Raw genomic sequence first — 22,957 nt, 5'->3', positions numbered from 1 at the left:
GCCGGAACAACCTGAGCGGTGTGACCCGTGTGGCCGGTGAGGCGAGCGGCTCAGACCAGGCCGGCGTCGTGGACGGTGATCGCGATCTGGACGCGGTTGGTGGCGCCGAGCTTGTCGAAGAGGCGCGAGACGTGCGCCTTGACGGTCGGGATCGAGAGGTAGAGCTCCTTGGCGATCTCGGCGTTGCTCAGCCCGCGCCCGACGGCGAGGGCGACCTCGTGCTCGCGCTCGGTGAGCGCCTCGAGACGGCGGCTGGCGGCAGCGGCGCGCTCGCCGGTGGGCTCGGCGCGGAGCCGGGTGATCAGGGTGCGGGTGGCCTTGGGGGAGAGGATCGGCTCGCCGGAGGCGACCGCGCGGATCGCCGCGACGATCTCGGGCGGGGGCGTGTCCTTGAGCAGGAACCCGTCGGCGCCGGCGGCGAGGGCGTCGACGACGTACTCGTCGGCACCGAAGGTGGTCAGCACGATGACCCTCGGTGACCGAGACTCGGTGAGCACCCGGCGGGTGGCCTCGAGGCCATTGATCCGGGGCATCCGGATGTCCATCAGCACCACGTCAGGGGCGGACGTACGCACCAGAGTGAGCGCCTCCTGGCCGTCGGTCGCCTCGCCGACGACCTCGATGTCGGCCTGACCGCCGAGCATCAGCCCGAGGGCCGAGCGTACGAGCGGGTCGTCATCGACGATCCCCACCTTGATCTTGACTGGACTCTCTGAACCGGTCCCTGGGCTGCTCACTGGCCCCACGGTAGCCATGCTTCGAGGATGAAGACATCCTTTTCCGTACGGTGCGCGAGGCGGCCACCTGCGAGATCGACGCGCTCGGTGAGCCCGACCAGGCCCAGCCCGGCGCCGGGCGTGTTGGAGTCGAAGCCGAGCCGGTTGCGCAGCTGTACGTCGATCCCGTGCTCCTCGGAGCCCTGCAGGGACACCTGCAGCGCCGCCCCGGGCGCATGCTTGCGGGCGTTGGTGATGCCCTCCTGCACGATCCGATAGATCGACCTCCCGACCGCCTCCGGCGGCGACCCCTCGACGTCGTCCTGGAAGGTGATGTTCATGCCGCCCGCGTGGGTCTCCTCGATGAGGCGGCCGAGGTCGGCGTACGTCGGCTGGGGTGCGGTCTCGGGATCCTCGCCGTTGCCGCGCAGCACGCCGAGGACGGTCCGCAGGTCGTCGAGCGCGCGGTGGGCGCCGTCGCGGATCGTGCTGACCTCGGCCCGCACCTGTTCGGCGGAGAGGTCCTCGCGGTAGGCGAGCGCGCCGGCCTGCATGGAGATGTGGGAGATGCGGTGGGCGAGCACGTCGTGCATCTCGCGGGCGATCCGCCGGCGCTCGGTCTCGCGGGCCTGGGAGACGCGCAGCGCCTGCTCGGCCTCGGCTGTCTCGGCGCGGAGCCGGAGGGTGGCGATGAGCTCACGGCGGGAGCCGATGTACATGCCCCAGGCGACCATCGCAGCGACGATCACAACGTTGACGCCGAGGTTGAAGCCCCACAGCGGGATTCCTGGGATCTCCTCGGTGGTGGTGGTCTCCATCACCGCGAACCAGAACATGCCTGCGGCGCAGCTGAGCAGAGAGATCGGGATGATCTCGCGCCAGCGGCGCCTGGTCGCCAGGGAGACCAGCGCGAGTGTGGATGCCCCGGCGGAGAGGATCGAGACCGCGCCGGCGATCGTGACGAAGGTGGCGATCGCCACCGGCCAGCGGCGGCGCCAGAAGACCAGGATCAAGGAGAGGACGCCGAGACTGAGATCGAGCAGGAAGCGCCATTCCGGCCAGCCGTCGGTGCTGGAGATCAGGCCGATGCCGCTGATCCCGAGCGCGAGGAGATACCGCCACACGTGGCCCCACAGGCTCAGACGTGGCTGATAGGCCTCGGGTGACGGTTGCTGCACGGCGTACACGCTAGTCAACCGGGGTCGCGGACACAGGATCCCGCGGTCGTGCCCAGCCCCATACTTTCGTCGGGTCGGGGGTCATCCGTATGTCCGATGCAGTCTCCGCCGGACGCACGGCAGGATGTACGTCATGATCAAAGTCGAAGGACTGACGAGGGTCTATGGGACCTTCACCGCGGTCGACGACGTGTCGTTCACCGCCGAGGCCGGCAAAGTCACCGGCTTCCTCGGCCCGAACGGCGCGGGCAAGTCGACCTCCATGCGCATCATGGTCGGACTGACCAACCCCACCCGGGGTCGGGCAACGATCAACGGCAGCCTCTATGCCGACCTCCCCAACCCGGGCCGCCACGTCGGCGTGCTGCTCGACGCCAGCGCCCAGCACGACGGCCGCACCGGCCGCGAGGTGCTCACGCTCGCCGCGATGACGATGGGCCTGCCCAAGTCGCGCGTCGACGAGATGCTCGAGCTGGTCTCGCTGACGCCGTCGGAGGCGAAGCGCCGGATCAAGAACTACTCGCTGGGTATGAAGCAGCGCCTCGGCATCGCGCACGCGCTGATCGGTGACCCCAAGGTGCTGATCCTTGACGAGCCGGCCAACGGCCTGGACCCGGCAGGTATCCGCTGGATGCGTGGCCTGCTGAAGGAGTACGCCGACCGTGGCGGCACCGTCCTGCTCTCCTCGCACCTGCTGCACGAGGTCGAGCAGATCGCCGACGAGCTGATCCTCATCGGCAACGGCCGCATCGTGGCCGAGGGCACCAAGGACACCATCCTCGCCGGCCAGGGCACCGCCGGCCAGGCGCTGGTCACCTCCCTGGACAACGAGGCGCTCACCGTCGCGCTCAAGGCCAAGGGCTACAGCGTCGAGCCGGTCGGGACCGGCATGCGCGTCTCCGCCGCACCGGCCGAGGTCGGCAAGGCCGCCCTGGAGGCCAACGTCGTGCTCACCGACCTGCGTGATGGCGGCGCCGGGCTCGAGGACATCTTCCTGCAGCTCACCGCCGAGACCCAGCGCGAGAGCACCACCCAGATCCACGCCGAAGGAGTCTCCGCATGAGCGCCGTATCCGTAGCGCCGTCGACCCCGTTGCCGACGGCCACCAAGGTGCCTTTCGGCCGCCTGGTGCTGGTCGAGTGGCGCAAGATGACCGACACGCGTGCCGGCCGGGTCATGCTGATGATCACCGGTGGGCTGATCGCCCTGGTGGCGGGAATCATCCTGCTAGTCACGGCACTGTCCGACATGGCCGCGCTGCCCGCATCGACCTGGATGAGCGCCCTCTCCTTCCCGGTGTCGCTCCTGGTGCCGGTGCTGGCGATCATGATCGTGACGCAGGAGTGGGGCCAGCGCACCCACATGGTCACCTTCACCCTCGAGCCCAGCCGGCTCAAGGTCGTCTTCGCCAAGCTCGTCGCGGTCTTCGTCCTCGGCATCCTGACCATGGCCATCGCAGTCGGCATCGGTGCGATCGGGACTGTGGCGGGAGCGGCGATCGCCGGTTCCGAGGCGAACTGGAACGTGAGTGGTGAGGCGCTCGCGTGGACCCTCGCGACGCAGATCCTCTACCTGCTCATGGGCTTCGGGTTCGCGATGCTGCTGCTCAACACCCCGGCCGCGCTGGTCATCTACTACGGCTACACGCTGATCCTCGAGGCGTCCGTCTTCAGCGCTCTCTACTTCATCTTCGACTGGGCCCAGAACCTCTTCCCCTGGATCTCCATGCAGGTGGCGATGATGCCCTACATCGCGGAGAACGAGATGAGAGCAGCCGGAATGGCCGTCGAGGACGGAGCGCTCGGGTTCGCCAGGCTGGCCACCTCGATCACGCTGTGGGTCGGTCTGCCGCTGGTGCTCGGCACGATGCGCGTTCTCAAGTCCGAGCTGAAGTAGTTCATCGGACTGTTCGCGACACGTCACGCGGGGGTGGGTGCTTCGGCACCCATCCCCGTCACCGTTGTCAGACGTGGGCACCTACCTGCGTTATGCGGCGCTGGGCGACAGCGCCACCGTTGGCCTTGGCGACCCTGTCTCCACGGGGTGGCGAGGATGGGCCCGGCTTCTCGCCGAGGCTCTGGGACAGACGTACGACATCTCCTTCTGCAACACCGCGGTCATCGGGGCGACCTCGACCGTGGTGGTCGAGCAGCAGCTCGCCGACGCGGTGGCGCACCGGCCCGACGTGGCCTCGCTGATCGTCGGGGTCAACGACGTGATGCGGTCCGGCTGGGACACCGAGCGTCTCCGGGACGACCTGATGACCTGCGCCGACGCGCTCGCGGGCCAGGGCGCGCTGCTGATGACGGCGCGCTTCCACGACCACTCGGTGATGTGGCCGATGCCGGGCTGGATGAAGCGGTCGATCCAGCGGCGTACGGCCGATCTCAACGCCATCTGGGACGAGGTCCATGCCACCTACGGCGGGCTGCGGCTGGACCTGGGTGCGGTTCCCGACCTGCACGAGCGGAGGTTCTGGGCCGCCGATCGGCTGCATCCCTCCGAGCTCGGCCACCGGCGGATGGCCCGTACGTTCGGCGAGCAGCTGGTGTCGCACGGCTTCACCTTCGAGCCGCCGAGCCTGGAGCCGGCCGGCGGGCTGCCGACCACCTGGCGGCAGGACCTGGCCTGGATGGCGGGTGAGGGAGTGCCGTGGATGGGGCGGCGGGCACGGGATCTGGGTCCGTGGGTCGTGCGCCGGGCGTGGGTTCGACCGGTTCGACCGGAGAAGGAGAGCGTTGCATAGGGTGGTCTCGTGACCACACGAGCTGACGGGCGCGCCGACGACGAGCTGCGCCCCATCAAGATCACCCGCAACTGGCTCGACCACGCGGCCGGTTCCGTCCTCATCGAGTTCGGCAAGACCCGCGTCCTGTGCGCCGCCTCGGCCTCCGAGGGTGTGCCGCGCTGGCGCAAGGGCTCCGGGCTGGGCTGGGTGACGGCGGAGTACGCCATGCTGCCGGCCTCGACCCATGAGCGCTCCTCGCGCGAGTCGGTGAAGGGCAAGATCGGCGGACGTACCCACGAGATCTCCCGGCTGGTCGGGCGCTCGCTGCGCGCCGTCATCGACTACAAGGCGCTCGGCGAGAACACCATCAACATCGACTGCGACGTGCTGCAGGCCGACGGTGGGACGCGTACGGCTGCCATCACTGGCGCCTACGTCGCGCTCGCCGACGCGGTCGCCTCGCTGGGTGTCTCGAAGGCGCTGACCGGCTCCGTCGCGGCGATCTCGGTCGGCATCATCGACGGCGTACCGCGCCTCGACCTCCCCTACGAGGAGGACGTGCGCGCCGAGACCGACATGAACATCGTGATGACCGGCGAGGGCAAGTTCGTCGAGGTGCAGGGCACCGCCGAGGGCGTCGCCTTCGACCGCGCCGAGCTCGACGCCCTGCTGGCGCTGGGCGAGAAGGGCTGCGCCGACCTGACCAAGCTGCAGGAGGCCGCACTTGCCGGCTGAGCCCAAGATCCACGTCGCCTCGCGCAACGCCAAGAAGCTGGAGGAGATGTTCCGGATCCTCTCGCCGCTGGTGCCCGGGGTCTCGGTCGTCGGCCTCGACGACGTGACCCATTACGACGAGCCGGTCGAGGACGCCCCGACGTTCGAGGGCAACGCGCTGATCAAGGCGCGAGCCGGGTACGCGGCCACCGGGCTGCCGACCGTCGCGGACGACTCGGGTCTCTGCGTCGACGCGCTCAACGGGATGCCCGGGGTGCTCTCGGCGCGCTGGGGCGGCCCTCCCAAGTCCGACGAGCGCAACAACCAGCTGCTCCTGGCTCAGCTCTCCGACGTCCCCGACGAGCGCCGCGGCGCCCACTTCGCCTGCGCGATCGCCTTCGTCTGGGACGGCGGCGAGATCGTCGTCGAGGGCCGCATGGACGGCCGGATCATCCGCGAGGTCCGCGGTGACGGCGGCTTCGGCTACGACGTCCTGTTCGTCGCGGTCGACACCGAGGACGGACGTACGTCTGCGGAGCTGTCGATCGAGGAGAAGGACGCGATCTCCCACCGTGGTCGCGCCCTGCGCGAGATCTCCCCGAAGATCGCCGCCGCGCTCGCCTAGGGTCATTAGCCTCGGCGCGTGACCACGTTCGACGCGCAGCACCGTCAGCACGCCTACCGGTTCCGGCTCGAGTGGGGGCCGGTGGGCGCCGAGGCGATCGGGCCGGTGGACATCGCCGTCGTGGTGGACGTGCTCTCGTTCACCACGACGCTGACGGTCGCCGTCGAGCGCGGGATCGAGGTGTATCCGTTCCTGTGGCGCGACGACCGCGCGGAGGCGTACGCACGCGAGCACGACGCCGTTCTCGCCGTCCAGCGTCAGGATGCGGTGCCGGGCCGGCCATCGCTCTCTCCCGCGTCGCTGCGGGAGTCCGAGGGTGTCCAGCGGCTCGTGCTGCCCTCGCCCAACGGCTCGACGATCAGCAGCCTGCTCGCCGACGGCGGTGCCACGGTGGTCGGTGCCTCGCTCCGCAACCGCACCGCGGTCGCCAAGTGGCTCGCTCCTCGCTGCGCCGACGGCGCGAGCGTCGCCTTCATCGCGTCGGGGGAGCGGTGGCCGGACGGCACGCTCCGCCCCGCGGTCGAGGACCTGTGGGGCGCCGGGGCGGTCCTGGACGCTCTCGACCCGGGCGACCTCTCGCCCGAGGCCGCGATGGCCCGCGACGCGTTCCGCGCGGCCGATCTTCCGGACGTGCTCCGTGCCTGCGCCGGTGGGCGGGAGCTGACCGAGAAGGGCTACGCCGACGACGTGGTCGTGGCCTCCGAGCTGGACGGCTCGTCGGTGGTGCCGCTCCTGCGCGGCCGGTCCTTCCGTGCGGTCGTTGATGGAGTCACAGATCAGAGCTGATTGATGCGTGAGTCCGTCGACCCGTGTTCCACGCCTGGAAGACGGACACCCCACTAGCCGCCGTGTACACTGTGTACACACGCGTTGGAAGGAGGCCCCATGGGGGCGTCAGTGGAATACCAGAGCGCTCGCGAGGCACGCGAGCACTTCAAGGACATGCTTGACGCCGCAGATGGTGGCCGCCCGGCGACCGTTTCGCGCGGGGCGCGCCGGGTGGCGGCGGTGGACGCAGATCGGTTGGTCCACTTCCTGACCAGCGTACGTCCCTCGGGCGCGGTTGCGGTCGCCGAGAACGACGCGTGGTCGGTCTTCATCCCTGGCCTTCCGGTGGCTGCCGACGGCGTCACCCTCGACGAGGCGGTCGAGGAGATGGTCGAGGCGCTTCGTGACTACGCCGAGGACTGGGTCGACCGGCTGCACTCTGCGCCCAACCACGCCGACAACTGGGGTCTGGTGCAGATCGTGGGGTTGGCCTCCGAGGAGCAACTGCGCGACTGGCTGCTGGCCTGACATGGTCGAGCGCAGGCGTCCGGCAAAGAGGGTCGACCACCAGACCTTCTGTGTCACCGAAGGATGGATCGAGCGCCGGCGGGCTACGGGCAAGCGCGGCACCCATCACGTCAACTACGAGCTGGCCGTGCCCGACGGCCGCATCCTCTACACGCGCATCAGTCATCCGGTCGACCGAACGGACTACGGGCCGAGCATCTGGGGTCACATCCTCAAGGACCAGCTCGAGGTCACCGCTGAGGAGTTCTGGGCATGTGTGGAGGACAAGACCCTTCCCGCACGCAGCCAGATGCCGGAGCCGCGCGAAGCCATCCCGATGGGAGTGCTCCGGGTCCTGATCCAGGAGGCGCACATCCCCGAGGCGGAGGTGCGCGCGATGACCAAGGCGGAAGCCATTCAACGTCTGGCCGACTTCTACACGCGCGGCTCCTGAGTCGGCTACCCGGTGCTGAGCCGGCCCTCCAGACCGATCTGCCAGTCGAAGAGCCCCTGCTCCACGAGCAGGGTGAGCAGGGCCTTGTCCAGCCCGGTCGCGATGGCGACGCCGATGAGCACGAGGACGACGCCGAGCACCTTGTGGAAGGTGCCCTCGGGGTCGATCGCCCACCTGAGCCGGCCGATCAGCGCCCGCCCACCGACCATGACGGCGGCCAGCAGGAGGGTCAGACCGGCGACGTACGCGAGCAGGTAGCCGAGCCCGCGCAGCGGCTCAGCTGGGAGGATCGCCGCCACGATCAGGGCGTACGTCGGGCTGCAGGCGCTGAAGACCGGCCCCATGCTCGCGCCCAGGAGGATGTCGCCGCCGATCCCGCCACGGGTGCTCGCGCGCGCCAGGCGCTCCTGGGCACGTGAGCCGAACCCGAGCCGAAACGCGACCGCGTCCCACAGCCGTGGCCAGACCATCACGACGCCGAAGAGCGCCACGATCACGCCCGAGACGATGCTCCAGAACCGTGGCGGGACGTCGATCAGCAGCGTCGTCGACTTGAGCACGATGCTGAACACGATGACGGAGACGCCGAGCGCGGCTACCGCCACCCAAGGCCGGCGCTCGCCGGTCCCGCGGGAAAGGATCACGGGCACGAACGCCACCACGCACGGGGCGAGCACCGAGAGCGCCCCGGCGAGGAACGACGCGAGCAGCAGCGTCACTTGGTGTTCTCGAGGATGGCGTCGACCGACTTGTCCTTGCCGTAGCCCGACCAGAGCTTGACCCGCTCGCCGGCCGGGTCGACGCGTACGAAGGTCGACTGGATCGTCACCTCGTGCTGCTTGCGCAGGTCGGTCGCGGAGTCGTAGTCGACCTTCAGGATCTGTGCCCCGTCAGGCACCTCGCCGCTCTTGATCGCCTCCTCGAAGCCTCGACACTCAGGGCACCATGGCGCGTGGAAGAAGAGGATCGTGTCGGTGTAGCACTCATCGGCGACGGCCGCGGCGGAGTAGTCGGCGTAACGGCCGGGCGCCTCGCACGATGGGGACGGGTCGTCCCCGGTGGGTGAGGAAGCCGGCGCGGCTTCGGTGGACGGAGTGGGCGCAGCGGTGTCGCCGGCGGTCTCCGTCGAGCTGCAGCCGACGGTCACCGCACAGAGGATGGTCAACAGGGCCAGGATTCGGGTGCTCACGGGCATGGGTTCGGAGCGTACGTCCCCGCGGACTGGTGTGTGCATCGACCTCATTGAAGAGCGGCGGTGAGGCGCAGCACGTTGTCGACGTACGCCGCGATCTTCGGCCGCGCGAGCCACTCCTCGAGCAGCAGCTCGCGCGAGATGGCCCGGTAGCTGTCCTCGACCTTGCGCAGCTGTGCGACGGGGTCGCCGTCGAAGAGCATCAGCGAGATCTCGTAGTTGAGCGCGAAGGAGCGCATGTCCATGTTGCTCGAGCCGAGCACGGCGACCTCGTCGTCGATGCTGAAGTGCTTGGAGTGCAGAACGGCCGGCTTGGGGTAGAGGTAGATGCGGACTCCGGCCCGCAGCAGTGCCTCGTAGTAGGAGCGCTGGGCGTGGTAGACCATGAACTGGTCCTTGCCCTCGCTGACGAACAGCTCCACCGCGACGCCTCGCCGGGCGGCGGTGGTGACGGCGTAGAGGAGCGACTCGTCGGGCACGAAGTAGGGGCTGGTGATCGAGATCCGCTTCTTGGCGGCGTACATGAGATGGGTGAACGCGCGCAGGTTGTTCTCGGCGTCGACACCCGGCCCGCTGGGCACGATCTGGCCGGTCACGTCGCCGGCGCGCGGCGCAATGGCGGCGAGTTCGGACCGCAGCAGCTCCCCGGTCTCGGTGTCCCAGTCGCTGGCGAACACGACGTTCAGCGCAGTCACCAGCGGACCCTCGATCCTGGCGTTCAGCTCGACCCACTCCCGACCGGCCCGGTGGTTCTTGGGCTTGTTGTAGCCGGGCTCGATGAGGTTCTGCGAGCCCGTGAACGCGACCCGACCGTCGACCACCAGAAGCTTGCGGTGGTTGCGCAGGTCGGGGCGGCGGATCTGGCCGCGGAGGGGGTCGATCGGCAACAGCGGGTGCCAGTCGATGTCGGAGGCGTTGAGCCGCTTGACGAGCTGTCGCCAGACCGGGATGCCGCGCGAACCCAGGTGGTCGAGGAGCAGCCGGACGCTCACGCCACGCGCCGCGGCCCGGTCGAGGGCGTCGAAGAACGGCTCGGTCATCTGGTCGCAGGCGGTGATGTAGAACTGCGCGTGCACGTACGTCTCCGCCTGGTCCACCGCGGCCGTCATCGCCTCGACGGAGGCGGCGTAGTCGTCGATCAGATCGATCCGGTTCCCCGCCCTGGCAGGCAGTGAACCGAGCCGTTCGTTCAGCTCGATCGTGACCGCGTCGACCTCGGAGATCGTCTTCGGGTGCGGCGACCTCGGTAGGCCGCGTACGTAGCTCAGCACCTCCTCGTTGAGCGCCCGCTGCCGCTCGTGACGCCGCCGGTCGAGCCGCGTCTGCCCGAGCAGCAGGTAGCCGATCAGGCCGACTCCCGGGATCAGGAAGATCGCCAGCAGCCACGCCATCGCGGTGCCCGGACGCCGGTTCTTCGGCACGACTCCGAGCGCGATGACCTTGATCAGCAGGTCGATGATGTAGATCGAGGTCCCCATGACCCCAGCCACTGTCATGCGCATCAGCATGCACCACCGCCACTCGTGTGGGAATCTTCTGACATGGTTCGACTCTTCCCTGCCGCCCGCCGTGCCATCGCTGCCGAGGAGGCCTCGCCGCCGATCTGGGAGGTCGATGTGGCCGCCCAGCGCGACCAGGCCCGCAAGATGGCCGCGGCCGAGGCGAAGGAGGAGGTCGCGGAGGTCACCGGCATCGACGCCGACGGGGTTCCGTGTCGGCTCTACACCCCCGAGGACGTACGCGAGGGGGTGATCGTCCACCTCCACGGCGGTGGCTTCGTCTTCAACGACGTCGAGGTCCACGACGCTGCGTGCCGGCGGCTGGCCAACCGGAGTGGGCTGCGGGTGCTGTCGGTCGACTACCGCAGGCCTCCCGAGCACCGCTATCCCGCGGCTCCCGACGACGTCGACACGGTCGTCAAGTGGCTGGGCAACGACCCGCTGCTGAGCAGCTTGCCGGCGTACGTCCACGGCGACAGCGCCGGTGGCAACCTCGCCCTCGTGGCGGCGCTGCGCAACCCTGGCGTCTTCGGCGCGATGGTGCTCGTCTACCCGTTCCTCGACCCGTCGATGAGCACCCCGGGCTACGCGATGGAGGACGGCTGGAACGAGGAGGCGGCGTGGTACTGGAAGCAGTACGCCTCGACCGCGGCCGATCTCCGCAACCCCGACCTCGGTCCTTACCTCGCCTCTGACGAGGAGCTTCGCAGCCTGCCGCCGACACTGATCGTCAGCGCCGAGGGCGACATCCTCACCGACGAGAACGAGGACTTCGCGCTCCGCTTGGCCGACCTCGGCGTCGAGGTGGTCGCCTTCCGTGCGGTCGGCCAGATCCACGGCTTCTGGCGCCACGGCCAGACCTTCCCAGCCGCGGAGTCGGTCATGGCGATGACTGCTGCCTTCGTGAATCAGCACAGCTTGAACCAGCACAGTGTGCGAGGTCGTCCGTGACGGAGCCCTACGACGTCACCGAGACCCGGGCTGCCTACGACACGGTCTCCAAGGCGTACGCCGAGATCGTCGACCCGACGATCACCGAGACCTCGTTCGACGCCGGCGTCCTCGACACGTTCGTCAGCTACGTACGCAAGGACGGTGGCGGGCTCGTCGGCGACATCGGCTGCGGGCCCGGCCGGGTGACGGCCTATCTGGCCGAGCGAGGGCTCGACGTCTTCGGGGTCGACCTGTCGACGGGCATGATCGCGCAGGCCATCGAGAGGCATCCGACGCTCCGGTTCGAGGTCGGCGACATGGCCCACCTCCCGCTCCGCGACGGTGAGCTGGCCGGGGTGCTGGCCTGGTACTCCCTCATCCACACCCCGCCCGCGCGCCGGCCAGAGGTCCTCGCCGAGCTCGCCCGGGTCACCCGTCGCGGCGGCCGGTTCGTGACCGCGTTCCAGGTCGGGGACGAGCACGTACGCCACATCGGCGCCTATGGCCACGACGTCACCTTCGACGGCTATCGGCTCCCGGTCGAGGCGACCAGCGCGCTGCTCGAGGAGGCGGGTTTCGAGGTCACCGGGACGGTGGTGCGCTCCGCCGAGGACTGGGAGCGGACGCCCCAGGCATATCTCGTCGCGCGCCGTCGCTGACGACCGATAGGTTGCGCCCATGACGCAGCAGCCGTACCACGTCCCTCGCTTCTTCCTTCGCCAGAAGGTGACGCCTTTCGCCAACAAGTACGTCGCCCAGGCCGCCAACGCCGACGGCTCGGAGGGGCAGGTGCTCGCCTTCGCTCAGCAGAAGCGGCTGGCGTTCAAGGAGCAGGTGACGTTCTACGCCGACGAGTCGAAGTCGCAGGCCGTCTTCGCGTTCAAGGCGCGCGCGGTGATGGACCTCAACGCCGGCTACGACGTCACTGACCCGAGCGGTGCGGGGCTCGGCTTCTTCCGCAAGGACTTCGGCAAGAGCCTGCTGCGCTCGACATTCCAGGTCGAGGGCCCCGGCTACACCGGCACCGGTCAGGAGCGCAACCAGGTGATCGCCATCCTGCGCCGCTTCACCGAGCTCGACTTCCTCCCGATCCACTTCGACTACGTGTCCTCCGACGGCCAGCCGCTGATCTCGATCGAGCGCCGCTTCGCCTTCCGCGACAAGTACACAGTCACCGTCCACGACCCGCGCGTCGACTTCCGGGTCGCTGCTGCTCTCGCGGTCGCGATGGACGCGCTGATGCAGCGCTGAGCCTCTCGGCTCAGGCTGGGTTCGTCCGGTCCGGGTCCGCCGCCGCCAGGTGCGGGCGGACCAGGTCCAGCAGCATCTGGTGGGTGGCTGCGTCGGCCGCGGCGATCATCCCGCGGCCGGTGTGGATCGGATCGCCGTTGAGGTCGGTGACGACGCACCCGGCGGCCTGGCACAGCGCGATGCCGGCGGTGAAGTGGACGCTTCCCTCGAGGTGCCCATCGGTGACGTACGCCGCCCGCCGGCCGGCAGCGACCCAGGCGACCGCGAGGGTGGAGGACATCACGCGCGGGCCGAAGTGGGCTCGCAGGCGTGGGTCGGCGACGAGCTGTCCGCCGACGAACGGCCGTTCGAGCGGGCCGTCGCACTGGATGTCGACGAGCCGAGTGCGCGCGCTCGGGGCGAGGACGGTGTCCCCGCCGCCCTTGCGCAGCCAGGCGGAGGTGCCGTCGGTCCAGAAGATCTCTTCGCTGATCGGATCCGCCGAGACTGCCGTCTCGACGCCCGCGGGTGTCACGAGCGCGACGTTCACCGCGGCGAGCGGGGTCTGGGCGGCGTAGTTGAGGGTCCCGCAGAGCGGGTCGACCAACCATCTCCGCTCGCTGTCGCCGCTGCGGCCGGTCTCCTCACCCTCGAAGGCGTCTTCGGGCCGGTACGTCGCGATCGTCTCCCGGATCGCCTTCTCCGAGGCGATGTCCGCCTCGGTCGCGAAGTCCGTCGGGGACTTGTCGAAGTGGCTCAGGTCCGTGCCGTACATCTCCCTGACGACCGCTGCCCCCGCCGTCGCCGCCGCGATCGCGACGGCCTGGTCTGGGAACGCTGCCCGGAACGCGTCGATCGCGGGGTCTGGGGACTCCTCCGGCTCGTCGCCGATGAACACCGCCACCACCTCGGCCTCGGGATCCTCGGTCAGCTTGGGCAAGATCTTGTCGCGCCAGCTCCGGACGTTGGGGTGGTCGTAGTCGACGTACGCCTCCGCGGGCGAGATCAGCTCGATCGCCCGCTCGAGCTCCTGTCGGGTCAGTCTGTACGCCGCCGTCCCGCGCTTGTGTCCGACGACTGTTGCGACCACGACCGCTGGGAGGCGGTGGCCGTAGGCGTTGACCAGGGGAAAATGTTCTGGCTCGTGGTTGGCTGCTGTGGATGGGCGGAGGCCTACGCCGTGGGCGTTCGGGGGCGTCCAGCCGTCTATCGCTGACTCGAACCTTGTTCGCGCCGCGAGGATCTCGTCCATCGTCGTCCAGTGCTCCACGCTGGGGGAATCTATCGGGGGCCTGTCTTTTGAGGGAGTGCTTTTCGGCTGTTCTTCGGGGTTGGGGTGGGCCGCCGACCCTTTCTTTGAGGGTCTTCTCGACGGTCCCCGGAGTAAAGGACGGCCTTCGGCCGCCGGCTTCGCCGGCCGCTTCGCGGTCCTTGACACCGGGGACCGTCGAGAAAAGATTTGGCTGGCTATCGGGGCGGCGGCCCGGGTGTGGCGCAGCGGATTCTTGTTTGGGACGGGTGAGGTTGATGGGGCGGAAGGGTGGCCCTTCGGGCCACTTACGATCCACAGATGCGAGGCTGTTCGCTCACCGCGAAAATGCCTTCTGAACAGGGAAAATAGGTGGTCAGAGAAGGGGTGGAGGCGTAGAATCAGACCCATCACACACCTCTTTGAAGGGAGGGAAAACGATGAGTCTCGAACGCGACATCAACCCGTGGGGCACCAACCCCGACGACGCGATCGACGCAGAGATGAGCGCCATCGAATCCTCCCTCGACAAGCTGCTGACCAGAGACCCCGCCTATTGGAGCACCGGGCAGAAGAAAGGCCGGCTGGAACGACTGGAGAAGATCCAGGCGAAACAAGCCGCATTAAAGCTTCGGGTGCTCGCGTCTGCCGGCGACATCGCTGAGGAGACCGGCGCGAAAGATGCCTCCGGGTGGATGCGGACCGAGCTGCTGGTCGACAAAGGCGTGGCGCGCTCGCAGATCAAGCTTGCCGCCGGGGTAGCGAAGTATGACCTCGTGGCGGCTGGCCTGGCTGAGGGTGTGGTGTCGCAGGACAAGGCAAGGGTGATCACCCAGGCCCTCGATGCCATTGAGACCGACCCTGCTGCCAGCGCCGAGGACCTGATCCTGGCCGAGAAGCTCCTCGTCGAGCACGCCACCCGGCTGACCGCGAACGAGTTGAAGATCATCGGACGCCGGATCCTCGCCGAGATCGACCCCGAACGATTCGAAGCCGCCGAAGCGAAGGCCTTGCAGCGCGAGGAGGAGCACGCCCAGCGGCGCACGTTCTTCCAGTCCCGCGACAACGGTGATGGCACCATCGACATCCACGCCCGGGTCTCCCGCGCCGTCGGGATGCGGCTCCGCACCCAGTTGGACTCCCTCGCGCAGCCCAGGAAGCTCTCAGCCGAGGACAAGGGCCGCAAAGCCCCCTATGACCGGCTGCTGGGCCAGGCGTTCGCCCGGGTCGTCGAGACCTACGACGTCGACCAACTCCCCAGGCACGGCGGTCACGGCACCACGGTGTTCATCACCATGAGCGTGGAAGACCTCCGCAAGGACCTCGGCACCGCAGCCCTCGGATTCGACGGGGAGAAAATCACCGCGGCCGAGGCCCGGCGGATGGCCTGCAACGCCGACCTGGTCCCGGTCGTGTTGGGCACCGACTCCGAGATCCTGGACTTCGGTCGAACAGCGAGGTTGGCGTATCCGGTCCAACACCGAGCACTTCGACTACGCGACAAGTGCTGCCAAGCCGAAGACTGCGACGCCCCAGCCGCCTGGACCGAGGCCCACCACTTGAAACCTTGGTCCGAAGGCGGCCTCACCAACCTGGCCAACATGGTCTTGCTCTGCGCGAGCGATCATCGCCGGATCCACGACCCGAACTACGACCATGAGCGACTCCCAAGTGGACGGATCCGGTTCACCCGCCACACCCGAGCCTGCTGACCCCGGGCTGACTGGGCGGCACCGCCGCGTCCTATCCACCTAGGCCACCCCCACCACGCAATGCCCTGCCCTCCATGTCGCTCTGTCGATGTTGCACCTGGCTAATCGGCCAGTCCTCGTCGCGTGCCACGTCCGCCTCGTCACCAGGGTCATGGCCCTGCTTGTGAACCGTTCACAAGGTTTCGTCAACTGGCGTAGGCACCGCGCAGACCCTTCGCCCTACCTGGACTCATCGACAGGAGATCCCAAGCCCGTACCCAACCGGAGGCATCCGCGCCAAACCCCGCCGCCGAAAGGGGTCGGCGGCCCAGCCAACAAGAAACACCAACCACCAAATCCGAAGTTGAGCCGACGGTAAGAGAGGATGGGAGGCATGCGCGTCCACATCGGCTGTGACCATGCCGGTCTCGAACTGAAGTCCCATCTGATCAACCGTCTGACGGAGCTCGGCTACGAGCCGGTCGACCATGGCCCGTTCGTCTATGACGCACTCGACGACTACCCGGTCTTCTGCATCCGGGCGGCCGAAGGAGTGGTCCGGGACCGGGAGCAGGGGCTGGACAGCCTCGGGGTCGTGATCGGGGGGTCGGGCAACGGTGAGCAGATGGCGGCCAACAAGGTGACCGGCATCCGTTGTGCGCTCGCGTGGAGCGAGGAGACCGCCAAGCTCGCCCGTGACCACAACAATGCCCAGGTGGTCGCGGTGGGTGGCCGGATGCACAGCCTCGAGGACATGACGAAGTTCGTCGAGATCTTCCTGGCCGAGCCGTTCAGCGAGGACGAGCGGCACGTACGCCGCATCGACCAGCTCCACGCCTACGACGCCGACGGCGTACGGCCGCCGCTTCCCGACTCGGCCAAGGGCCTGGGGCCCGCCGAGGACCAGGACTGATCCGGAGATGCCCGAGGGGCACACCCTCCACCGCCTCGCGCTCGATCTGAGCGACGCGTTCGCCGGCCAGCAGGTCCAGGTCAGCAGCCCGCAGGGCCGGTTCGCGGACTCCGCCGCGCTCCTCGACGGCCAGGTCGTCGCCGGCGCCGAGGCGTGGGGCAAGCAGCTGTTCGTCGAGTTCTCGGGGGAGCAGTACGTCCACATCCACCTCGGCCTCTACGGCAAGCTCGACCTGAAGCCGCACGCAGGCGCGCCGCCGCTGCCGATCGGCCAGGTCCGACTGCGCCTGACCGGCAGCGAGACGTACGCAGACCTGCGCGGCGCCACCACGTGCAACCTGGTCACCGCGGCTCAGCGTGACGCGGTGGTCGCCAAGCTGGGCCCGGACCCGCTGCGCGACGACGCCGACCCGGACCGGGCGTGGCTGCGGATCAGCCGGAGCCGTACGACCATCGGCGCGCTGCTGATGGACCAGTCCGTCCTGGCCGGGGTGGGCAACGTCTACCGCGCCGAGGTGCTCTTCCGGCACCGGATCGACCCGATGCGACCGGGCAACACCCTGCGCAGGCAGCAGTGGGACGCCATCTGGGACGACCTGGTCGAGCTGATGAAGCTCGGCGTCCAGAGGAACCGCATCGATACCGTCCGCGACGAGCACACGCCCGAGGCGATGGGCCGTCCGCCGCGCAAGGACGACCACGGCGGCGAGGTCTACGTCTACCGCCGCAACGGCCAGCCGTGCCTGGTGTGCGGCACGAGCGTACGCACCACCGAGCTGCAGCAGCGCAACCTGTTCTGGTGCCCGAAGTGCCAGCGCACGTACCGGCCCCGGACGAGCGTAAAGAAGTAGCCCGCACTACTCTCCGGCCTGCGAGAACGACCACGCAGCCCCCACCACGAGACCTAGAGTGAGGCCATGTCGAGCCATGCCTTCGCAGACCGCCTGCGGAGCAACGCGATCCGCCGCAGGTTCCGTGACCCGGAGCTGCGAGCGGTGCTGTGGCTCGGGCTGCTCACCATCGTCCTGACGGTCCTCGCGGCGGCCCAGTCGGGCTGGCTTCAGGTGGTCCCGGTGGCGGTCCTCACGGTGCCGTTGCTGCTCGGCGCGGTGCTGCTCGGGCCACGCACGCTGAGCTGGTTCGTCGTCTTCGTGATGGTGATGATCGTGCTCGCCGCCAGCCAGGTCACGCTTTCCGACCGGGACGCGGCCGCCATCGGGGTGCACTTCCTGCTCGGCGCGATCGTGCTGTTCGTCGCGATGCGCCGCACCTACCTCGGGGTGGGCGGATTGAACGACGAGCTGATGCTGCTCGACCTGACCCACAAGCTCGACCAGGGCGCGATCCCCCCGATGCCTCCGGGATGGCTCGCGGACTCGGCCGTCCTGCCGGCGGGCGGCACCCGGTTCGCCGGTGACTTCGTGGTGGCCGCGCGGGAGGCCGACCGGCTGGAGATCGTCGTCGTCGACGTCTCCGGCAAGGGCGAGCGTGCAGGCACCAGAGCACTTCAGCTGTCCGGCGCGTTCGGTGGCCTCCTCGGCGCGGTACCGCCAGGCGAGTTCCTGCCGGCCGCCAACCGCTACCTCCTCCGCCAGGACTGGCAGGAGGGCTTCGCGACCGCGGTCTACCTCTCGATCGACCTCGGCAACGGTGCGTACGAGATCCGTACGGCCGGCCACCCGCCCGCGCTCCTACGCCGTGCCGCCACCGGCCGCTGGGAGGAGGCCGATTGCAACGGCCCTGTGCTGGGGCTCATCGACGACGTCGAGTTCGACGCCTGCCAGGGAGTGCTCGGGGTGGGCGACATGGTGATGCTCTACACCGACGGCGTCGTGGAGGCTCGAGGCGTCGACCTCGAGCGTGGCATCAGCAACCTTGTCGCCACGGCAGACCATCTCGCGGTCACCGGCCGAGGCGGGGGAGCGCGCCGTCTGCTCGAGGGACTGAGCGCCAGCTCCGACGATCGCGCGCTCGTCGCGGTCGGGCGTAGGTGACCGAACCGAGCCTGCGAACCGGCCGGTAGGGGAGCCGGTTACAGGTGTGAGCCAGATCTATGGCAGGATTTCGCAGGTCGCACGAGGGCGCTGGCTCTCGCGTGCGCGGATGTAGCTCAATGGTAGAGCCTCAGTCTTCCAAACTGATTACGCGGGTTCGATTCCCGTCATCCGCTCCAAGTGCCATTCCCGCTGATTGGGGAGGGGCCCTTGACGGGGCGTAGCGTAGTGGCTAGCGCGCCTGCTTTGGGAGCAGGAGACCGCAGGTTCGAGTCCTGTCGCCCCGACATTTCATAGCCCTGCACGCGACATCATTCTCAGAAACAAACGACAGGAGACACCCTGTGAAGAGCGCCGTCGAGACGTTGAGCCCGACCCGGGCCAAGCTGACCGTCGAGGTGCCCTTCGAGGAGCTCAAGCCGAGCCTCGACGCGGCGTACAAGCAGATCGCCAAGCAGATCAACGTCCCCGGCTTCCGCCGGGGCAAGGTCCCGCCCCAGGTGATCGACAAGCAGGTCGGCCGCGGTGCGGTGCTCTCCGAGGCGGTCAACAACGTCCTCCCGCAGATGTACTTCGACGCCCTCCAGGAGAACTCGCTCGAGCCGCTCGCGCAGCCCGAGATCGAGGTCACCAAGCTCGAGGACAACGAGACCCTGGAGTTCACCGCCGAGGTCGACATCAAGCCCGAGATCACGCTCCCCGACTACGAGGGCATCGAGGCCAAGGTCGAGGACATCGAGCTCACCGACGCTGACGTCGAGGAGCAGATCCAGGCGATGCGCGAGCGCTTCGGCACCCTCAAGGACGTCGAGCGCGCCGCCGCGGACGGCGACTTCGTGGTCATCGACCTGAAGGCGACCAAGGACGGCGAGGACGTCGAGGGCGCCGAGGCCGTAGGGATGAGCTACCAGGTCGGCAAGGGCGGCATGCTCGACGGCCTGGACGAGGCCATCGCCGGTCTCTCAGCGGGCGAGTCCAAGGACTTCAAGAGCACCCTCGTCGGCGGTGAGCTGATCGGCCAGGAGGTCGACGTCAACGTCACCGTCAACCAGGTCCAGGAGCAGGAGCTCCCGGCGTACGACGACGACTTCGCCCAGCTCGCCAGCGAGTTCGACACCGTCAAGGAGCTCGAGGAGGACGTCCGCGGCCGCCTCGGCAACGGCAAGCGCCTCGAGCAGGCCGCCGCCGCCCGTGACGCCGTCCTCGAGGCGCTCCTTGAGCAGATCGAGATCCCGCTGCCTGAGAGCATCGTCACCGACGAGCTCAACGCGCGCCGCGAGGGCATCGAGCAGCAGCTCGGCTTCGCCGGCCTCACCTTCGAGAAGTACCTCGAGGACGAGGAGCAGACGATCGAGGAGTTCGAGTCTGACCTCGAGCGCCGCGTTCGTGACGCCGTCGCCGCCCAGCTGATCCTCGACCAGATCGCCAAGGAGAAGGAGATCGGGGTCGAGCAGCAGGAGCTGACCGAGCACATGATGCGCCGTGCGCAGCAGTCCGGTCAGGACCCGCAGGAGTTCGTCAACCACATGCTCGAGCACAACCACGTGCCCGAGCTGGTCCAGGAGATCCTGCGCGGCAAGGCGCTCGCCCAGCTCGTCGAGGCCGCCAAGGTCACCGACGAGTCCGGCAACCACGTCGAGCTGAAGAACCTCCGCCCCGACGGCACCATCGGTGAGGACGAGCCCGAGGCTGAGGCCGAGGCTCCCGAGGAGACCGAGAAGGCCGACGCCTGATCACCCTCTGACGTACGTCACAGCGCCCCTGCCTCGCGGCAGGGGCGCTGTCGTTTTCGTGCGGCTCGGCGCTACTGGGCGTCGAAGTTGTCCGTCGGGTCGCCGGAGACCTCAAGATGCTTGGCCGCGCAGTCGGTCTTCGACAGGCCCTGCTCGACACACCACTCCAGCGCGGGCGTGGAGGTGTCGCTGGGACGGGGGACCACGACGGCGTACATCCCGGACTTCACGTACGAGCTCGGCCACTCGCCGGTGTCGAGGAGCAGCGCGTCGGGGTGGTGGGTCTTGATCTTCTGGTAGCGGCTCAGCGCCTGGTGCCAGTCGGCGTCACCGCCGTCGCCGGCACCGACCGCCGCGAGCTGCGGGTTCCAGGTGCCGATGAGCTTGGTGGCCGCCTCGGTGTCGAGGCGGGAGATGCGGAGCAGCTGGTCCTCCGGCGGGGCGTTCGGGTCCACGGAGGGCACGCTCGACGGCTCGCTCGTGGTGGGGCTGGTCGAAGGCTCCGGCTCCGCCTCGGACTGCACGGGTCCGTTCCCGTCCTTGCCGAAGATGAACCCGAGCACGCCGGCGACGAGCACCAGCACCACGATCATCACCAGGATCGGGGCGGTGCGGCCCTTCCGTCGCTCTGGCGGCGGGGGAGCGTGGTCGAAGAAGTAGCCTCGCGTGCTGCGACCTACCGCTTCGTCGCCGAGCTCGTCCACGAAGAGCGGACGGTGCTGCTCCGGGGGAGCCAGGAGCGGGGTGCCGCAGCCGATGCAGTAGATGGCTCCGGGTAGCAGGTCATCGCCGCACGCCTGGCAGTGTGATTCCTTCTCGTCGCCCACGGTCGGACACCCCCTTCCCTATCCGACGGTAACCCGCGAAGACCGCCATCGTCACGCAACACCAGTAACAACAGCATCACGGTCACCATACGTGTGAGTGAACGCAAACGTACTGAATACGGTCGCGGCCGTGTGATCTGAGACACAGACATGCCAGCCAGTGGGCACAGGTGATCCTGTCGGCGCAGCGAAGGCCCTACGCTGCCAGCGTGACCTCCAGCCCTGAGACCGTCCGCGCCGTTGTCCTCAACGTCGAGGACGCCCCGGTGGACCCCGACACCGAGGAGCAGCTCGACCGCGGTCAGGGCAAGGTCGCCGGCCTCGTCGGTCTGGCGAAGCTCGCCTGGCGCATCACAGCCTTCGCGCGCCGACCGTTCGCGGCCCCGTTCGCGCTCGCGACGCCGATCATCCGCGGCGTCGTCAACACCGACTCCGGGCCCGCCGTCGCGGTCCGGCACCAGGGCCGCATGGTCAGCCCGAAGGAATGGGCCGCCGCCCAGCAGCAGGTCGGGACGAGTCCTCGGATCCTGGTCCTGATCCCACCGGTGGGCAAGGACGAGACCGTCTGGGACGAGGGCTCCCAGGCGACCGGCGCGACGTACGCCGACCGGCTCGCCGAGCTGCTCGGCTGGATGCCGCTGCACATGCACGTGTCGGCCGGCAGCAAGTCGGTGCCCGCCGCGGTGGCGCTCAGCAGCCGGATCCAGGAGTGCGTCGACGCCCTCGCGGCGGAGCCGCACATCGGTACCGCCGGATCGCCGCGCATCGTCCTGGTCGGCTACGCCGGTGGCGGTCTGATCGCCCGCAACGCGCTCGGGGTGGCCACCGCCGGGGCACGGCCGTGGACGACGTACGTCTCCGAGCTGATCGCCCTCGGCACGACTCCCTACGCGGTCACCTCCGCCCCGATCTCGGGTGGGGTCGGCAAGCAGCTCGACGAGCACCTCGCCGGGATCGCGGTCGTCGGAGCCGACGAGGCGATGCTCCCGCCGCGGCCGGACGTGGACTATCTGCTGGTGACCGACAAGGCGACCTCGCGCCCCAACCGGGTTGGGCGACTGTTCGGCGAGATGCTGTGGTGGCGGCACAAGACGCCGCTGCGGTCGCGCCGGGTGCGCGACCTGTTCCCGACGGCAGAGCGCTTCACGCTCTCGACCGCCGAGACGCCGCTGTCGAACCATCCGGCGGTTCACGACGCCCTGCTGCGCTGGCTGGCGTAGCCGCGGGGATCGCGGCGCCGCTCGGATTGCGACGCGATCGCCAATAGTTCTGCCGTCGGCGAACAATGGCACACCAGCCGTGGAACAACTGGATGTGGCGGCTAGTGTCGATCCTGTGAACATCGACTCCAGCGCGGCTGACGCTCATGCCGGTGCCCCAGGGCTCTCCCCGAGCCTAGGCGGCAACGGCGGCGGTCTGAGCCTTCTCGACGACAACATCTACAACCGACTGCTGCGGGAGCGCATCGTCTTCCTCGGCTCCGAGGTCCGCGACCAGAACGCCAACGCGATCTGCGCGCAGCTCCTGCTGCTCTCCGCGGAGGACCCCGAGGCCGACATCTTCCTTCACATCAACTCGCCCGGTGGCTCGGTGGATGCCGGTATGGCCATCTACGACACGATGCACTACATCCCCAACGACGTGGCGACCGTCGGTATGGGTCTGGCGGCCTCGATGGGCCAGTTCCTGCTGTGCGCCGGCGCGAAGGGCAAGCGCTACGCGCTGCCGCACGCGCGGATCATGATGCACCAGCCCTCCTCGGGCATGGGTGGCTCGGCCTCCGACATCAAGATCCAGGCCCAGCAGTCGCTGCACATCAAGAAGGTGCTGCTCGATCTGATCAGCGAGCACACCGGCCAGAGCGTCGAGCAGGTCACCACGGACGCTGACCGCGACCGCTGGTTCACCGCCTCCGAAGCTCTCGACTACGGCCTGGTCGACCAGGTCATCCGGAGCGCCAAGGAAGCCTCCGACGAGGGCCGACCCGCTCACAAGAAGGACTGAGGA

25 protein-coding genes and 2 tRNA genes are annotated in these 22,957 nt (G+C 68.7%); 20 read left to right on the top strand and 7 right to left on the bottom strand.

Annotated elements, in window-relative coordinates; all coding sequences use genetic code 11:
- Positions 1-50: 50 nt before the first annotated feature.
- Both ABTW65_RS22125 and ABTW65_RS22120 read right to left on the bottom strand, forming a co-directional pair.
- Positions 51-737: a response regulator gene (locus ABTW65_RS22125; protein ID WP_350664086.1), complete on the bottom strand. Its 687-nt coding sequence runs from the start codon at positions 735-737 to the stop codon at positions 51-53.
- Positions 734-1,894: a sensor histidine kinase gene (locus tag ABTW65_RS22120; RefSeq protein ID WP_350664084.1), complete on the bottom strand. Its 1,161-nt coding sequence runs from the start codon at positions 1,892-1,894 to the stop codon at positions 734-736. Before ABTW65_RS22120 ends, ABTW65_RS22125 begins: the two co-directional genes overlap by 4 nt.
- Positions 1,895-2,027: 133 nt before the next feature.
- Between ABTW65_RS22120 and ABTW65_RS22115 the strand changes: the two genes are divergently transcribed.
- The 8 genes from ABTW65_RS22115 (at position 2,028) to ABTW65_RS22080 (ending at position 7,690) form a co-directional block, all read left to right on the top strand.
- Complete coding sequence (locus tag ABTW65_RS22115; RefSeq protein WP_350664082.1) at positions 2,028-2,957, top strand: ABC transporter ATP-binding protein; 930 nt, start codon at positions 2,028-2,030, stop codon at positions 2,955-2,957.
- Positions 2,954-3,790, top strand: a complete 837-nt coding sequence (locus ABTW65_RS22110; protein WP_350664080.1) for an ABC-2 transporter permease family protein — start codon at positions 2,954-2,956, stop codon at positions 3,788-3,790. The genes ABTW65_RS22115 and ABTW65_RS22110 overlap by 4 nt, the downstream gene beginning before the upstream one ends.
- Positions 3,791-3,863: 73 nt before the next feature.
- A complete protein-coding gene (locus ABTW65_RS22105; RefSeq protein WP_350664078.1) occupies positions 3,864-4,640 on the top strand; it encodes an SGNH/GDSL hydrolase family protein in 777 nt (258 codons plus the stop codon).
- Positions 4,641-4,649: 9 nt separating this feature from the next.
- Positions 4,650-5,357: a ribonuclease PH gene (gene rph / locus ABTW65_RS22100; RefSeq protein ID WP_008358602.1), complete on the top strand. Its 708-nt coding sequence runs from the start codon at positions 4,650-4,652 to the stop codon at positions 5,355-5,357.
- A complete protein-coding gene (rdgB, locus tag ABTW65_RS22095) occupies positions 5,347-5,961 on the top strand; it encodes an RdgB/HAM1 family non-canonical purine NTP pyrophosphatase (protein WP_350664075.1) in 615 nt (204 codons plus the stop codon). The genes rph and rdgB overlap by 11 nt, the downstream gene beginning before the upstream one ends.
- Before the next feature lie 18 nt (positions 5,962-5,979).
- On the top strand, positions 5,980-6,747 hold the full coding sequence (locus ABTW65_RS22090) for a 2-phosphosulfolactate phosphatase (RefSeq protein ID WP_350664072.1): 768 nt from the start codon (positions 5,980-5,982) through the stop codon (positions 6,745-6,747).
- A 99-nt stretch (positions 6,748-6,846) separates the two neighbouring features.
- Entirely contained in the window at positions 6,847-7,257 is a 411-nt protein-coding gene (locus tag ABTW65_RS22085; RefSeq protein WP_350664070.1) for a RelB antitoxin-like protein, read from the top strand.
- Position 7,258: 1 nt separating this feature from the next.
- Positions 7,259-7,690 (top strand): hypothetical protein, encoded by a 432-nt coding sequence (locus ABTW65_RS22080; protein WP_350664068.1) that lies wholly within the window; start codon positions 7,259-7,261, stop codon positions 7,688-7,690.
- Between the two features lie 5 nt (positions 7,691-7,695).
- Here ABTW65_RS22080 and ABTW65_RS22075 read toward each other — a convergent pair whose 3' ends face one another.
- From ABTW65_RS22075 to cls, 3 genes are read right to left on the bottom strand one after another with little or no spacing between them, the layout of a single operon-like run.
- Entirely contained in the window at positions 7,696-8,409 is a 714-nt protein-coding gene (locus ABTW65_RS22075; protein ID WP_350664067.1) for a cytochrome c biogenesis CcdA family protein, read from the bottom strand.
- Positions 8,406-8,885 (bottom strand): thioredoxin family protein, encoded by a 480-nt coding sequence (locus ABTW65_RS22070; RefSeq protein WP_350664065.1) that lies wholly within the window; start codon positions 8,883-8,885, stop codon positions 8,406-8,408. Before ABTW65_RS22070 ends, ABTW65_RS22075 begins: the two co-directional genes overlap by 4 nt.
- Before the next feature lie 44 nt (positions 8,886-8,929).
- Entirely contained in the window at positions 8,930-10,378 is a 1,449-nt protein-coding gene (gene cls, locus ABTW65_RS22065; RefSeq protein WP_350664063.1) for a cardiolipin synthase, read from the bottom strand.
- Between the two features lie 45 nt (positions 10,379-10,423).
- Between cls and ABTW65_RS22060 the strand changes: the two genes are divergently transcribed.
- The 3 genes from ABTW65_RS22060 to ABTW65_RS22050 are packed head-to-tail and all read left to right on the top strand — an operon-like array spanning position 10,424 to position 12,565.
- Positions 10,424-11,332 (top strand): alpha/beta hydrolase, encoded by a 909-nt coding sequence (locus ABTW65_RS22060; protein WP_350664061.1) that lies wholly within the window; start codon positions 10,424-10,426, stop codon positions 11,330-11,332.
- The gene (locus tag ABTW65_RS22055) at positions 11,329-11,973 is read left to right on the top strand and encodes a class I SAM-dependent DNA methyltransferase (protein WP_350664058.1); all 645 of its coding nucleotides are present in this window, start codon (positions 11,329-11,331) and stop codon (positions 11,971-11,973) included. The genes ABTW65_RS22060 and ABTW65_RS22055 overlap by 4 nt, the downstream gene beginning before the upstream one ends.
- 19 nt (positions 11,974-11,992) lie before the next feature.
- Positions 11,993-12,565 (top strand): LURP-one-related family protein, encoded by a 573-nt coding sequence (locus ABTW65_RS22050; protein ID WP_350664056.1) that lies wholly within the window; start codon positions 11,993-11,995, stop codon positions 12,563-12,565.
- 10 nt (positions 12,566-12,575) lie between these two features.
- On the opposite strand, the gene ABTW65_RS22045 is transcribed toward ABTW65_RS22050, so the two are convergent.
- Entirely contained in the window at positions 12,576-13,814 is a 1,239-nt protein-coding gene (locus tag ABTW65_RS22045; RefSeq protein WP_350664054.1) for an inositol monophosphatase family protein, read from the bottom strand.
- 419 nt (positions 13,815-14,233) lie between these two features.
- Between ABTW65_RS22045 and ABTW65_RS22040 the strand changes: the two genes are divergently transcribed.
- From ABTW65_RS22040 to tig, 7 genes are all read left to right on the top strand, one after another.
- Positions 14,234-15,505, top strand: a complete 1,272-nt coding sequence (locus tag ABTW65_RS22040; protein ID WP_350664052.1) for an HNH endonuclease signature motif containing protein — start codon at positions 14,234-14,236, stop codon at positions 15,503-15,505.
- A gap of 373 nt (positions 15,506-15,878) precedes the next feature.
- Positions 15,879-16,397, top strand: coding sequence for a ribose-5-phosphate isomerase (locus tag ABTW65_RS22035; protein ID WP_141803557.1), 519 nt, complete (start codon positions 15,879-15,881; stop codon positions 16,395-16,397).
- Between the two features lie 7 nt (positions 16,398-16,404).
- On the top strand, positions 16,405-17,247 hold the full coding sequence (locus ABTW65_RS22030; RefSeq protein ID WP_350664050.1) for an Fpg/Nei family DNA glycosylase: 843 nt from the start codon (positions 16,405-16,407) through the stop codon (positions 17,245-17,247).
- 66 nt (positions 17,248-17,313) lie between these two features.
- Entirely contained in the window at positions 17,314-18,390 is a 1,077-nt protein-coding gene (locus ABTW65_RS22025) for a PP2C family protein-serine/threonine phosphatase (RefSeq protein WP_350664048.1), read from the top strand.
- A gap of 105 nt (positions 18,391-18,495) precedes the next feature.
- Positions 18,496-18,569: transfer RNA gene (locus tag ABTW65_RS22020), tRNA-Gly, on the top strand.
- Between the two features lie 35 nt (positions 18,570-18,604).
- Positions 18,605-18,677 (top strand) — tRNA-Pro (locus ABTW65_RS22015).
- Positions 18,678-18,734: 57 nt separating this feature from the next.
- On the top strand, positions 18,735-20,123 hold the full coding sequence (tig, locus tag ABTW65_RS22010; RefSeq protein WP_350664045.1) for a trigger factor: 1,389 nt from the start codon (positions 18,735-18,737) through the stop codon (positions 20,121-20,123).
- Positions 20,124-20,194: 71 nt separating this feature from the next.
- Here tig and ABTW65_RS22005 read toward each other — a convergent pair whose 3' ends face one another.
- Complete coding sequence (locus ABTW65_RS22005; protein ID WP_350664043.1) at positions 20,195-20,950, bottom strand: hypothetical protein; 756 nt, start codon at positions 20,948-20,950, stop codon at positions 20,195-20,197.
- A gap of 209 nt (positions 20,951-21,159) precedes the next feature.
- On the opposite strand from ABTW65_RS22005, the gene ABTW65_RS22000 reads away from it, so the two are divergent.
- Both ABTW65_RS22000 and ABTW65_RS21995 read left to right on the top strand, forming a co-directional pair.
- Positions 21,160-22,170 carry a lipase family protein gene (locus tag ABTW65_RS22000; protein ID WP_350664041.1) on the top strand — a complete coding sequence of 337 codons (1,011 nt, stop codon included), beginning with the start codon at positions 21,160-21,162 and terminating at the stop codon, positions 22,168-22,170.
- Positions 22,171-22,291: 121 nt separating this feature from the next.
- Positions 22,292-22,954 carry an ATP-dependent Clp protease proteolytic subunit gene (locus tag ABTW65_RS21995; protein ID WP_502890649.1) on the top strand — a complete coding sequence of 221 codons (663 nt, stop codon included), beginning with the start codon at positions 22,292-22,294 and terminating at the stop codon, positions 22,952-22,954.
- Positions 22,955-22,957 lie beyond the last annotated feature (3 nt).

This window comes from Nocardioides sp. NPDC127503, from assembly GCF_040302165.1.
GTDB lineage: Bacteria > Actinomycetota > Actinomycetes > Propionibacteriales > Nocardioidaceae > Nocardioides.
This window is presented reverse-complemented; position numbering and strand designations above follow the sequence as displayed.

Excerpts from the sequence above, each read along its gene's own strand:
- ABTW65_RS22070 (WP_350664065.1), bottom strand. The coding sequence starts at position 8,885 with ATGCCCGTGAGCACCCGAATCCTGGCCCTGTTGACCATCCTCTGTGCG.
- ABTW65_RS22060 (WP_350664061.1), top strand. The coding sequence starts at position 10,424 with ATGGTTCGACTCTTCCCTGCCGCCCGCCGTGCCATCGCTGCCGAGGAG.
- ABTW65_RS22035 (WP_141803557.1), top strand. The coding sequence starts at position 15,879 with ATGCGCGTCCACATCGGCTGTGACCATGCCGGTCTCGAACTGAAGTCC.
- ABTW65_RS22050 (WP_350664056.1), top strand. The coding sequence starts at position 11,993 with ATGACGCAGCAGCCGTACCACGTCCCTCGCTTCTTCCTTCGCCAGAAG.
- ABTW65_RS22085 (WP_350664070.1), top strand. The coding sequence starts at position 6,847 with ATGGGGGCGTCAGTGGAATACCAGAGCGCTCGCGAGGCACGCGAGCAC.
- ABTW65_RS22030 (WP_350664050.1), top strand. The coding sequence starts at position 16,405 with ATGCCCGAGGGGCACACCCTCCACCGCCTCGCGCTCGATCTGAGCGAC.
- ABTW65_RS22040 (WP_350664052.1), top strand. The coding sequence starts at position 14,234 with ATGAGTCTCGAACGCGACATCAACCCGTGGGGCACCAACCCCGACGAC.
- ABTW65_RS22025 (WP_350664048.1), top strand. The coding sequence starts at position 17,314 with ATGTCGAGCCATGCCTTCGCAGACCGCCTGCGGAGCAACGCGATCCGC.
- cls (WP_350664063.1), bottom strand. The coding sequence starts at position 10,378 with ATGACAGTGGCTGGGGTCATGGGGACCTCGATCTACATCATCGACCTG.
- ABTW65_RS22115 (WP_350664082.1), top strand. The coding sequence starts at position 2,028 with ATGATCAAAGTCGAAGGACTGACGAGGGTCTATGGGACCTTCACCGCG.
- ABTW65_RS22080 (WP_350664068.1), top strand. The coding sequence starts at position 7,259 with ATGGTCGAGCGCAGGCGTCCGGCAAAGAGGGTCGACCACCAGACCTTC.
- ABTW65_RS22110 (WP_350664080.1), top strand. The coding sequence starts at position 2,954 with ATGAGCGCCGTATCCGTAGCGCCGTCGACCCCGTTGCCGACGGCCACC.